General features: G+C 41.8%; 15 protein-coding genes. 11 read left to right on the top strand and 4 right to left on the bottom strand.

What is annotated here, in order from left to right:
- The first annotated feature begins 71 nt into the window (after window positions 1-71).
- Window positions 72-269, top strand: a complete 198-nt coding sequence (locus K8O68_RS16545) for a hypothetical protein (protein WP_230897904.1) — start codon at window positions 72-74, stop codon at window positions 267-269.
- Window positions 270-394: 125 nt separating this feature from the next.
- Window positions 395-1,315, top strand: coding sequence for a superoxide dismutase (locus K8O68_RS16550; protein ID WP_230897905.1), 921 nt, complete (start codon window positions 395-397; stop codon window positions 1,313-1,315).
- Window positions 1,316-1,664: 349 nt separating this feature from the next.
- On the opposite strand, the gene K8O68_RS16555 is transcribed toward K8O68_RS16550, so the two are convergent.
- Window positions 1,665-2,075 carry a VOC family protein gene (locus K8O68_RS16555; RefSeq protein WP_370640539.1) on the bottom strand — a complete coding sequence of 137 codons (411 nt, stop codon included), beginning with the start codon at window positions 2,073-2,075 and terminating at the stop codon, window positions 1,665-1,667.
- Window positions 2,076-2,347: 272 nt separating this feature from the next.
- On the opposite strand from K8O68_RS16555, the gene K8O68_RS16560 reads away from it, so the two are divergent.
- From K8O68_RS16560 to K8O68_RS16575, 4 genes are all read left to right on the top strand, one after another.
- The gene (locus K8O68_RS16560; RefSeq protein ID WP_230897906.1) at window positions 2,348-2,551 is read left to right on the top strand and encodes a hypothetical protein; all 204 of its coding nucleotides are present in this window, start codon (window positions 2,348-2,350) and stop codon (window positions 2,549-2,551) included.
- Window positions 2,552-2,636: 85 nt separating this feature from the next.
- Window positions 2,637-3,344, top strand: coding sequence for a Na-translocating system protein MpsC family protein (locus tag K8O68_RS16565; RefSeq protein WP_230897907.1), 708 nt, complete (start codon window positions 2,637-2,639; stop codon window positions 3,342-3,344).
- Between the two features lie 210 nt (window positions 3,345-3,554).
- Window positions 3,555-3,737 (top strand): hypothetical protein, encoded by a 183-nt coding sequence (locus tag K8O68_RS16570; RefSeq protein WP_230897908.1) that lies wholly within the window; start codon window positions 3,555-3,557, stop codon window positions 3,735-3,737.
- A gap of 481 nt (window positions 3,738-4,218) precedes the next feature.
- Complete coding sequence (locus K8O68_RS16575) at window positions 4,219-4,728, top strand: type 1 glutamine amidotransferase domain-containing protein (protein WP_230897909.1); 510 nt, start codon at window positions 4,219-4,221, stop codon at window positions 4,726-4,728.
- 202 nt (window positions 4,729-4,930) lie between these two features.
- On the opposite strand, the gene K8O68_RS16580 is transcribed toward K8O68_RS16575, so the two are convergent.
- Window positions 4,931-5,962, bottom strand: a complete 1,032-nt coding sequence (locus K8O68_RS16580; RefSeq protein ID WP_230897910.1) for a LolA family protein — start codon at window positions 5,960-5,962, stop codon at window positions 4,931-4,933.
- A 162-nt stretch (window positions 5,963-6,124) separates the two neighbouring features.
- Between K8O68_RS16580 and K8O68_RS16585 the strand changes: the two genes are divergently transcribed.
- Window positions 6,125-7,552, top strand: coding sequence for an amidohydrolase family protein (locus K8O68_RS16585; protein ID WP_230897911.1), 1,428 nt, complete (start codon window positions 6,125-6,127; stop codon window positions 7,550-7,552).
- Window positions 7,553-7,594: 42 nt separating this feature from the next.
- Complete coding sequence (locus K8O68_RS16590) at window positions 7,595-8,320, top strand: YwaF family protein (RefSeq protein ID WP_230897912.1); 726 nt, start codon at window positions 7,595-7,597, stop codon at window positions 8,318-8,320.
- A gap of 437 nt (window positions 8,321-8,757) precedes the next feature.
- Here the strand turns inward: K8O68_RS16590 and K8O68_RS16595 are convergent, their stop codons facing one another.
- Both K8O68_RS16595 and K8O68_RS16600 read right to left on the bottom strand, forming a co-directional pair.
- Window positions 8,758-9,738, bottom strand: a complete 981-nt coding sequence (locus tag K8O68_RS16595; RefSeq protein WP_230897913.1) for an acrylyl-CoA reductase family protein — start codon at window positions 9,736-9,738, stop codon at window positions 8,758-8,760.
- Window positions 9,739-9,875: 137 nt separating this feature from the next.
- On the bottom strand, window positions 9,876-10,397 hold the full coding sequence (locus tag K8O68_RS16600) for a DUF3231 family protein (protein ID WP_093052248.1): 522 nt from the start codon (window positions 10,395-10,397) through the stop codon (window positions 9,876-9,878).
- 197 nt (window positions 10,398-10,594) lie between these two features.
- Between K8O68_RS16600 and K8O68_RS16605 the strand changes: the two genes are divergently transcribed.
- From K8O68_RS16605 to hutP, 3 genes are all read left to right on the top strand, one after another.
- Window positions 10,595-10,918: a hypothetical protein gene (locus K8O68_RS16605; protein WP_230897914.1), complete on the top strand. Its 324-nt coding sequence runs from the start codon at window positions 10,595-10,597 to the stop codon at window positions 10,916-10,918.
- A gap of 96 nt (window positions 10,919-11,014) precedes the next feature.
- A complete protein-coding gene (locus tag K8O68_RS16610) occupies window positions 11,015-11,470 on the top strand; it encodes a spore coat protein (RefSeq protein WP_230897915.1) in 456 nt (151 codons plus the stop codon).
- A 227-nt stretch (window positions 11,471-11,697) separates the two neighbouring features.
- Window positions 11,698-12,141: a histidine utilization transcription antiterminator HutP gene (gene hutP, locus K8O68_RS16615; RefSeq protein ID WP_230897916.1), complete on the top strand. Its 444-nt coding sequence runs from the start codon at window positions 11,698-11,700 to the stop codon at window positions 12,139-12,141.
- The last annotated feature ends 98 nt before the right edge of the window (window positions 12,142-12,239 follow it).

A 12,239-nucleotide genomic window follows, 5' to 3' on the forward strand; every position in this document is an offset into this window, starting at 1 on the left:
AAGAAAGTTACCGGTTGATTATGAGTGTGTTTCTTGTTCTTTAAGAAGAAACAATGGACAGGAGGGTCAGCATGCCGGATAAACACGATAAAAATGAAAAAGAAAGTGCTTTTAAGAGCAGTAAAGAAAAGCAAATGGAACGGGATCAGAAACAGATGCCGATTGATGAACTTCCTCTCGAAGATATAAAATACGAAGAGGAAGAGCAGAGAGGCAAAAATAAAGACAAGACGAAAAACCGTTCATCTACAGATAAAGACCGGAGCTGAGGCTTCGGTCTTTTTTGTGGACGTTTAAAGGCAAGTGAGGGCAGGCACCCGAAACTTTGCTCCTTCATAGGATATCTCTGAATAAGGGAATGGGCAATTTATCAGGAAATGAAGGAGTGAAATAAGTGGATGTAAGTAATGATTGGAATTTATACGTTAGTGAAGTGGATGAGTGGATGACCAGGCTGGAAAAAGGAGTGAGTATCCGCTCTGAGGATCCTTTTTCAGAGGAAAAAGAAAGGGTTATTGAGGAGCTGGAAACTTTAAAAAATTTAAGAGGGAAACTCCTGGAGGATGAGCAAAACGAGGAGCTCCAGCAAGTTTTCACACAGCAAGTCAGCCGTCTCTCCCAATCTTACGAACATTGGCGGTCACTTTACGGCGCCAGCCGGGCTGAACTGACTGGCGGAAATAATCGAAGAATTCCGCCTGGAGAACATAGGCTCCCGCCCCTGCCCTATAGATACGATGCGTTAGAACCGGTAATTGCAGAAGAAATTATGAGACTGCATCATCAGGAGCACCACCAGAGTTATGTGGACGGGTTAAATAAAGCAGAGATGGAAATGAAAAAAGCCCGTGAGACAGATGATTTTGATTTAATCAGACATTGGGAAAGAGAGGCGGCCTTCCATGGAGCCGGTCATTATCTTCATACGATGTTCTGGAAGAATATGAGTCCTGCAGGAGGAGGGAAGCCGTCTGGTCAGCTCCTCAGGCAAATTACACAGGATTTTGGAAGTTTTGATGCTTTTAAAAGGCATTTCAGCGAAGCAGCAAATAAAGTACAGGGAGTCGGCTGGGCCCTTTTAGTCTGGGCACCGAGAGCACGTCGCCTGGAAATTCTGCAGGCGGAATTCCATCATTTGCTGAGCCAGCAGGATATGATCCCGCTGCTAGGCCTGGATGTCTGGGAGCATGCTTATTATTTGCAATATAAAAATAAACGTGAAGAATACGTGGATAATTTCTGGAAAGTCATTGACTGGGATAATGTGGCTGCAAGGTTTAAGCAGGCACGCCAGGTAAAGTGGGAACCGTATTAATCAAAAGGCTGAGAGAAAAAATAGTAATCATAAAGAAAGCCGAATAAATCTTATAATTTTTGTTCGGCTGTTCTTTTTGAGAAAAGGACTGATTTCAGTCCGCCAGGCGGACGCTTGCCCAGGGGCTTGTCTTCAGCTAAATTCAACTCAGCCTGGAGCTTCGTTGAATTGGATCTTCAGCCTGCGCTTACTCCCTGTGGCGTCGCCGCCTTCTGTCCTTCAATCAAAAAGCAGAGGCTATAAAATATGTGGCAAAACTAAAAGTGACCCATATTATAAAATGTCTGATAAAATTATTGTTCGTCTTTTACAAACTTGTCTTTAGTTTTGTCTCAGCATCTTATAAAAATCAGTCAGCCATGTGTGGGGAATCCGCATCAGGCTGAAGAAATTCTATTTTATTTCCGTCCGGGTCCCTCACCCAGCATTGATAGTTTCCGCCTTTTCCCCGTTTAGGTTTTATATCTAAAGAGACACCTTGCCCCTCCAGGTGATCTGCGACGCGGTTAACCTCCTCAACCAGGAGGCATAGATGGTGAACGCCAATTTCCCGGTCAAGCGACTCTTGCTTGTTTTTTCCACCGTGGAAAAGTTCAATAAATTGGCGGGGGCCGGTCTGAACGTATTCAATCCATGGCTGGCCCTTATCATCTTTTACTTGAAATGCGTGCTTCAACCCGAGGATGTCCGTATAAAAGTGTAACGATTTTTCCATGTCTTCAACAGTTAAGGCGATGTGTGCGAGACCTTTAATCATCATACCAGCTCCTTAAAGTGTAATAATAAATAAATCTTTTAATTTATCAGCCTGATATTTGCTTGAACTTGTTTCTCCATTATAGTAAAATTGTCTTTGCTTGGGAAACAATAGAGTTTCTGAGATTCTATTTTAAAAAAATTGTTAAAATATATATAAATACAAATAGACAGGTGGAAATGCTGCGGACAAAAGAGCCGTACATAAGCCGAAAAGGATGTGCACGTGACGTGTATCCTTTTCGGCTTTTTTATTTTTCGGAAAGGGGAGCAGGAATGAATTATTTAATTGACCACGAACAGAAACTTATTCACAGAACAACTTTTGCCAATGACAAATGCCGCTTTCACGAAACACCGCTGGAAAAAAGAGAATTCACTCATTATGCAGGATACCTTAAAAATTTAATTTCAGACGACGGGTATAAAGAATGCGGGTATTGTCATTTGAAGGCCGTTAAACCAGAGTTTATGGATTAATTGAAGATACAGATGGGCTGTTTAATAACTGTGAATTAAGATATAATAAGAGGGAATTGATAAGAATAATAAAGGGTGTGACATTATGCCAACACACAACTCTCAGACATACTCTGAAATTTCCAGTTACATAGGCAGGCTGATCAGGGACAAGTTTGGAAAAGGTCCGACGTCTGTTTTCGTAACAATCAAATCTCCCTTTATTACGATTTATTTACGTGATTTTCTGGCGTCAATGGAGAGGGTCCTTCTGGAGAAAGGCGAGAGAAAGCGGGTAGAAGAAACGCGGGATTTGTTGCTGGAGGAACTGTTAAACGATATTATATTTAAACTGAAAGAGATAGCTGACATTAATGTAAAGGATCTTCATTACGACTGGAACCTTGAAAACCGGTCAGGCATGATATTCGGCTGGCTGCCTGAAGGGGAAAAAGAACCGAATGTTTCCGGCTTGCCTTCTTCTCTGGAGGAAAAATTTTATAACGAGATAAATGAAGCAAGTAAAAGAGGCCAGAAGATGCCTGAAAAAACAGAAGTCTACTGGTTAAACGACAGAACAATCGTTACTAAAAGATCGGGAATATTAGTGACTGTTGAAAAAGAACTGATAAAAAATGATTTTACCGAAGAACTGAAATTAACGAAACGCCCGATGGAAAAAAGAATGATCGACCAGGAAAAACTTGAAAAAATTTTAAACCGGAAGATTATTGACACATTTGTAGACTGGAATTTTGCTGAAGATATCGGTTACTTTGTATTTGTTACCTCTCCCGTCAATAATCACTCTTGAAGACCAGCCTGGTATTAAGGCTGGTCTTTACACATTTATCTTGTTCAAAGGATTAAAGTACAGGGAGAAACTAAGGCTTTTCGCCAGATTTACCGGCATTAAGCCTTAGTTTTTGTTATATTTTTTACAAAATCTTCACAGTGTGAGATTAATTTTCCTATGTGCGGGTAAAAGAATATTACAAAGAGAATACAAAAGGGAGGGTCATTCGTGAAAAAATATAAAGTGATCGTGTTAGACCGTGACGGAAATGAGAAACCTCTGGATGAGAAAAAAAGTGATGAGCAATTATTGGAAATTAATTTTAAATCCGAAAAAAGCCGAATTTATTATTATGAAAATATGAAGCAAAAATATCCTGATTGTTCAATTAAGATGATGATGTGCCAATAACTGTGTTATAAAAGAGCTGCTGGCAAGCAGTTCTTTTTATATGTAAAAAAAGTTAATTGAAAGTGGAATGTAAGGTTTTCACAGGTGGCGAGGATAAAACTAAAGATAAGTAATAATTTTATCAGATATTTTATAAGGCGACAAAAGAATAGTAATCATAAAGAGATCTGAACAAAATTTTGCTCGGATGTTCTTTTATAGAAAAGCATTAATTTCAGTCCGCCAGGTGGACGCTTGCCCAGGGGCTTGTCTTCAGCTAAATTCAACTCAGCCTGAAGCTTCGTTGAATTGGATCTTCAGACTGCGCTTAATCCCTGTGGCGTCGCCACCTTTTGTCCTTCAATCACAAAAATGAATAACTGCTTAAACTTAAAGTGACACGCCCTTGACTCACTTTTAAGATCATTCAGGAACGTTTTATGTTAAAAACCTAAGGGTATATATCAATTGATGAATTTTACAGAAAGGGTGACTGTCTGATATGAGTAAAGTAGCATGTGTAATGACAAGTATGTTTGAGGATTCAGAATATACTTCCCCATTAGATGCCTTGAAGGGTGAAGGTCACGAAGTTACAGTGATTGGATCTGAACAGGGGAAAGAAGTAGAAGGCAAAAACGGTGAAGCGAAAGAAACAGTTGACGTAGGAATTGGAGACGCTGATCCTGCAGATTACGATGCGCTGTTTATTCCAGGGGGCTTTTCACCTGATCTATTAAGAGCTGACGAGCGTTTCGTAGAATTTTCAAAGCATTTTATTTTAAAGGACAAGCCTGTATTCGCTATTTGTCATGGACCTCAACTGCTGATTACAGCTGACGTGCTTCGCGGCAGAAAAGTGACAGGATTTAAGTCTATTTTAATGGATTTACGCCATGCAGGGGCTAATGTATTTGATGAAGAAGTTGTCGTATGCGGCAACCTCGTAACGAGCCGTACCCCTGATGACCTTAAAGCATTTAACAGAGAGTCTTTAAACCAGTTGAAATAAATGGAAAGTATATTCCTCTCCAGCCATTACGGCTGGGGATTTTTAATGGCTGCGTCGAACCTTCTGCGGTCTGCAGACACTTTTAAGCGCTGCTGCAGCCCTTCTTTCCTTTGGCAAAAATAAAAGCCCTCCAATATCCGGACGGAAATAAGGAGGGGAGATAACATGATTCACTTAGCAATTATGGTAAAGCCTTTTTGTGCTACTCAATTTTTTCTGCGATCCCGACCAGGTCCTCTTTAGATAGTTCTTCACTTGATGTGATGAGTTCAAGATGGAACCTGCCGGTGTCCCAGGAAAGAAACTGCATATCATACACATCTGAGTAGGTCCCTACGTACCGGCCTATTTCCAGCAGTTCATCTTCCTTTTCTTCCTCTATCCCGCGTTTTTCTTCAGATACAGATAAAATTAAGTATTCTCCTGAATCGTTCATATACTCTATCATGCTTTCACCAAAATCTTTAAAGTGCATGGCGTCCTGAAATTCATAGCCTTCAGGAATTTCAGTCAGCTCAGGAATCTCGGCCTCTGTTTCGTTCTGAAGCTCTTCCAGAGTAAGGGATTCTGGTGTGTGATCGACAGATTCTATTTCGGCTCCTTCAGGAATTTCAAAAGTAAATAAGTCTTCTTCCAGATCAATATTGAATTCTATATGCTCATAAACAGTTTCAGAATGAAAATTCTCGTCTTCCCAGACCATTTTTAGAGGCATATACGTTTCTTCATCAATCCAGATCTCATAGTGGCCGTTCATCTTTTCAGCAGCTTCATTTCCTTTAGGGCTTAAAGAAAGGTGGATAGTGGGACGGTTAGCAACCGTCTCCTTTCCCTCAGCCTTCACCTTGTTGGAGTTCATCATCTCTGTAAGCATCTCACGCATCATATCTGACTCGTCAGGCAGATCCTCTGTCATTTCCCCTAAGTTCTCAAATACCGAGACCGTGTTTTCCTCTTCATTATATGACCAGGACTGTTCACCATTAGATACATAGATATAGCCGTCATCCATTTCCATACGATGTTTTTCAGGCCTCACATGCCACTCCTGATAATTTATTGTGTTTTCCTCTTGTTCAAATGAGTAAGTACTGACTACTTCAGCATAATAACTCTCCAGATTTTCCTGAGCGGCCACAGCGTTTTCAATAATGTGGTCTGTGTCTTCAACGGCACACGCTGGCAATAAGAGTACAATCGGTAAGCCGGCTAAAGACAAACTCCTTTTTCTCATTGTTATCCCCCTGTAATACTTTGTTACATGTTTTTCATTGTTTAGTAATTTTATTATACTTGATTAAAGTGGTGAGAACATTATTTTTACAAAAAAACAGGAATAAAAGTAGTGTGGAACGAAAATTTAAAGGAAAATAATACTAGTTTTAAGGAGGATAAAATGAAAGCAGATGTCGTATTTACTCATGCTTACGTTATGACGATGAAAGGCCGGGGAGTTGGAATGATAGAAGACGGGGCGGTTGCTGTTAAAGGTAACCGTATTATAAAAACAGGCACATACGAAGAAGTGATGAGGAATTGCCAGGCTGAGGAAGAAGTGAATGCTAAAGGGAAGCTCATTATGCCGGGGCTCATAGACGCCCACATTCATACAGGCCTTGCCATACTTCGGGGAGTAGCCCAGGATATCACCGGGTGGATGGAGGAAGGCCTCTGGCCGTTTATGAAGCATGTAACCGATGAAGATCATCTTAAAGGGTCTATGCTAAATATCATTGAAGGAGTAAAAGCAGGTACCACTACATTCTGTGATTATGATGCAAATATGAATGAGATTGCAGAGAACTATGCCGAAATTGGCGCCAGGGCGAGTATCGCTGAGATGGTCAATGAAATTCCCAAAGATATTGGTGATCTTCCGGCAGGAGAGCTTTATCCGTTTGACCCTGCGATCGGGGAAAGAAAACTTCAAAATAATATTAAGTTAATGGATAAATGGCACGGGGCAGCCAATGGAAAAGTGACATGCCTGTTCGGTCCCCATGGGCCGGATATGATGAGCCTTGACTTGCTTAAAGAAACGAAGAGCCTGGCAGAAAAATACGATACAAAGCTGCATATGCATGTCTGTCAGGGTGACCGGGAAATTTTACAAATGGAAAAAAGGTACGGGAAACGTTCGATACCTTTCCTGCATGAAGAAGGATTTTTAAATGACCGCTTATTAGCTGTTCACTTAACAGAAGCTACAAAAAAGGAGACTGAAATGGTTGCAGCCTCAGGTGCTTCTATGATTAATTGTTCTGGAAGCATCGGAATTATCGACGGGATCGTCCCGCCCGTGCTGGAATTTACTGAAGCAGGAGGCCTTGCTGCTCTCGGCTCAGACCAGGCGCCGGGAAATAACTGTAACAATATGTTTAACGAAATGAAGTTTGCAGCTATTTTAAATAAAGTGAAAAGAAAAGACCCGGCTGTTTTTACAGCCACTAAAGCACTCAGGATGGCAACAATTGAGGCAGCCCAAGCGATTGGACTTGGCTATGAAACAGGATCTCTTGAAGAAGGGAAAAAAGCGGATTTAGTTTTTATCGACCTTGAATCACCTTCCATGTCTCCTGTTATCAGCAAGCCGGTTAGAAATATTGTACCTAACCTTGTCTATTCAGCTAATGGAAGTGAAGTGGCACATGTGATGGTCGATGGAAAGTTTATAATGAAAGACCGTCAAATCCTGACTTTGAATGAACGGGCGAAGATAAAAGAGGCAAATGAGGCAGCGGAGGGTATAAGCGAAAGGGCAGCCTCCCAATTCACAGCTCAACATTCTCCGCTCATAGGAATGATGGAGCGCGGGGAGCTGTAGTTTTCGCCCAACAGCCAGATTAAGCATCAGGGAGGATTAGCTATGTGGTTTAGCGGAGATGCTTCTGAGACGCCGTTTACAATGTTTTCACTGCAGCATGGAATAATGATTGTTATTCTTTTCGTTATAACAGCTGGATTTTACGCAGCAGGCCGTTTAAAAGGTGCGGCATCTTACAGGAAAACAGAAATAATTCTCGGTCTTTCTCTCGTTCTGTTTGAGTTAGGCTATCATGGATGGCTTATAAGTACAGGCAACTGGAATGTCAGCCACGCACTTCCGCTTGAACTGAGCAATATCAGTGTACTCCTCGTTATTATTTTGCTGTTGACGGGAAACAGGCATTTATTTGAGCTGGTGTTTATGGCAGGGATCGGTGGGGCGCTTCAGGCGCTTGTGACACCTGTGTTGGATTACGGCTGGCCCCATTTCCGTTTCTGGCATTTTTTTTACACACACATGATGGTGATCTGGGCAGCGTTTTATTTTTTATGGATGAGACAATACTCATTAACGTTTAAAAGTGTATGGAAATCCTTAATTTTTTTAAATGTGCTTCTGCCGGTTATTTATGCAGTTAACCTGGCGACAGGAGGGAACTACTGGTTTATTATGAGAAAACCATCAGGCGCAAGTCTTCTGGACTTTCTCGGCCCTCACCCTTGGTACTTGTTAGGAATGGAAGCAGCAGCGTTGATCTTTTTTACAGTATTATGGCTTTTATTTGGAGAAAAAAAGGCTGAGACAAAACTAAAGACAAGTTTGTAAAGGACGAACAATTATTTTTATCAGACAGGCGGGTTACTTTTAGTTTTACGAATTATTAAATAGCCTCTGATTTTTGATTGAAGGACAGAAGGCGGCGACGCCACAGGATTAAGCGCAGTCTGAAGATCCAATTCAACGCAGCTCCAGGCTGAGTTGAATTTAGCTAATCCTGTATAAAAATGCACCGCTAAATACATTATTTTTCCGGTGAACGAAGACAAGCCCTTGGGTAAGCCTTCGCCGGAAGTGAACCGACAGATTAAAAATACAAGCCCCTGGGCAAGCGTCCGCCTGGTGGACTGAAATCACTGCCATTACTATTTATCAGAGTTAATTTTTTAATAAGTACAAAAGCGAAAAACCGAACAAAAATCATAAGATTTGTTCGGCTTTCTTTATGATTACTATTCTTTTGTCTCGTCCTCTTCGCGCATCCGTTAAAGTTTAACTAATACCCGTCCTCTTACTTTATTCTCAAGGATATCTTTCAAAGCCCCTGATAATTCTTCCAGGCTGATTTCTGAGGCAATTTCATCCAGATGATCAGGCTTCAGGTCTGTGGCTGCTCTTTCCCAGACTTTTCTTCGAACATCCATTGGACAGAATCCTGAGTCAATTCCAAGCAAGTCTACCCCTCTTAAAATAAACGGCATGACTGTTAGAGGAAGTTCTGTTCCTGCTGTCAGGCCGCTTGCCGCCACAGCCCCGCCTTGTTTAACGGAACTTAAAATAGAAGCCAAAGGTTTCCCGCCTGTCGGGTCTACGGCTGCGGCCCACCTTTGCACCTGTAGTGGCCGTTGTTTCTCCGGCGTTACTTCTTCCCGGCTGATAATGTCTGTTGCGCCTAATTTTTTTAAATAGTCATGTTCTGTTTCTTTTCCGGTACTGGCTGTTACCGAGTAGCCGCGCTTGCTTAACATGGCCACGGCCATACTGCCCACTCCGCCTGTTGAACCTGTCACTAATACAGGTTCATCTTCAGGAGTCAGCCCTCTTTCTTCAAGCCTGTGGACAGACAGAGCAGCAGTAAATCCGGCTGTACCGATAATCATAGCTTCCCTTGTGGTCAGCCCTTCAGGCAGAGGGACGACCCATTCAGCAGGCACACGGGCATATTCACTGTACCCTCCATCATGACCAACGCCAAGCTCATAACTTGTAACGATCACTAGATCGCCCGCAGTAAAAGCAGGATCTTCAGACGCCGTGACTTCACCGGCTAAGTCAATACCAGGGACAAGCGGATAGCCTTTAGCTACTTTTGTTTTAGCATTCATGGCTAAGCCGTCTTTATAATTTACACCGGAATAATGTACCCGGATTGTCACTTCTCCTTGAGGCAGATCATCAAAGGTGCGGTTTACAATCTCTCCCTCGCCGTTCCCATTTGCTAAAAATGTTTTAAACTGGTCAGTCATCTGATTTTCCTCCTTTAAAGTGTCTTTACTGATCATTGTGAAGGCGGAGAGAATGTCTGTCCAGTAAATAATGGCATTTTCTCAATATGTACACTTTTTATAAAAAAGTCCTCCCGCATGAAACGGGAGGAGGAAAATCAGGTGGTTTGCATTTGATGTGGTCTTTCCACTTCTAATGGCGGAGGTACTAACCAGCCTTTTTCCTTGTTGAGTTTGAGGAGTCTAAGAGCTTGCTGAGAACGCTGCTGGTGAAACTGGCCAAACATAATGGCAATATCCTCACGCGTACATTGAGCCATTGCTTGACTGCAGGATACAAGCCCGGCAGCCATGTCTGTTGAAATGTGCATCGCAATTTCAGGATCGTTAAAACGCGCTCCCGGAGGAATTTCCTCTACAGACGCCTGCGGGCGTTCAGGAGGGCTTGGAGGCAGTCCGATGCCGTTAGCTTTTAATACCTGGTCAACTTGTGTTTCCTCATCACGTGCTGTATTGATTACATCACGGATAAATTTTTTAAGGTCGACGTCACCGCAATGGTTTTCGTAAACCTGATAAGTGGCAATGGCCGCCTTCATGGCATGAGAATATGTCCATGTACTGAATATTTCACCGTAATGTAATGGTTCGTTCTGCTGATTTCCGCTTAAGATTCCCATATTCATCCTCCTCAGTCTTTTAAAAATGATGGTCGAGTATCTGTGACCACATCATTATCATGTGAATTACATACCTTCTTATCCGCTGAAAAAATTGGTTCCTTAACTTTAATAATGGAAAAATCCGCAACCTCCATAACACATGAAAATCAATTTGGACATAGTGTATTACTAAAAGATTAAAAAGGATGATTAAAATGAAGAAATCTCAGGAAAAATTGCTTGAACTGATGGTTGACCGGGTTTTTGCTAAACATGGAGTCGAAGAGGAAGCAGACATTTCAGTAAAAGACAGGAAAAAATTGAGAGAAGTAGTAGATCAGCTGACGGAAGAGGCAAACGCATTTCTTGAAAACAGCAGAAAACAAGTAACAGAAGGGAACACGGGGAACACGGAAAAAAAAGAGAGCAGATCTTCAGTACCAACAGAGCCGTCTCCTCAGACAGAACCAAAAAGAAAAAGCAGAATAATAAGAAGGAGTAAAAACGATACCAGAAATATTAAAACGTATTTACCTTAAGCTAATTAAATTGATTAACCTGACTTAGTCAGTTTGTCCAAACGAATGGAAATAAAACGAATACATTAAAGTAAACAGAAAGGAGGAAAATAAAAAATGAATCAGGAAATTCATTATTCAGGAAATGACAAGTCAGTTAAGTGGTCTGCGCTAGATCCAAATCACTGCCATCCTATGAAGGATGATGACACTCAAAGCGGGGACCAGGTTAATAAAACATTACAGGTGTCTGAAGATTATATTTTTGTTAAAGATTCCTGTGACATCACAGTTTCAACCACAGATACAAAAGCAGCTGTTTCCCTTCAGGCAGCACTGCAGGCAGCGATAGCGCTCATTATTCATATCTCTATTGCAGACAGCAGCAAAGCCGAAAAGGTGACGCAGGATCTGCTGCAGACAGCTAAAACAAAGCAGCTGTCTTTCCAGAAAACAGTCATTGAAAATTCACGAAATGTAGATGTGAAGACGACGGATACTCAGGCAGCCGTAAATATTCAGGTTCTATTACAGCTTCTTATAGCCCTGATTGCCAAGCTTGATATTTTATAATATCCCCATTCACTGATAACTATAGCTTTTATCAGGGCTATAGTTATCTTTATTCTGTTTAGGGCATGAAAGTCACTGATATTAAAAAAATACACATAAGCCCGGAAAGCAGTACAAAAACGAGCCAGCAAATGATAATTGACTCCTTTCCGGTAAGCGCTTACAATAAAAGTAAGTGAGACCTTTCAGATATTAGCTATTAGAAGGCAGGAAAGAGATGGGTTTGAATGTCATTAAATAAAGAGAGAAGGATAGGGCGTCTGGCAGTGCTGATGCTGCTTGACGACGATAAGGAAAAGACTGCAGAAATTGTTAATGAGCTGGGCTGGACGACATGTACAGGGAAAGTAGGCTCTATGGAAGCAAGTAAAGTGGTAGCTGCGATTGAAACAGCAGCTAGGAAAAATGGAATTGTCAAAGCCGGTGTATACAGAGAAGGGCATGCCCTTTACCATGCGATTATCGAAGCCCTGCATGGGGTGACGAGAGGGCAGGTGCAGCTCGGCTCTGTTCTTCGTACAGTCGGTTTAAGTTTTGCTATTGTTCGCGGCGAGCCTTATGACAGCAGCGAAGAAGGAGAATGGATTGCAGTCTCTTTATATGGCACAATCGGGGCCCCCATGAAAGGGGCAGAACATGAGACAATTGGTTTAGGCATAAATCATATTTAGACACAGCCTATAGTGATTAGCAGAGTTCAGGGGGCTGTATCAAAAAACGTCAGCGTTTTTTGATACAGCCCCCTTTTTGTACTTTTATTCAGTAGAGC

Origin of the sequence: Salipaludibacillus sp. CUR1 (genome assembly GCF_021028955.1) — a bacterium.
Lineage (GTDB): Bacteria > Bacillota > Bacilli > Bacillales > Salisediminibacteriaceae > Salipaludibacillus.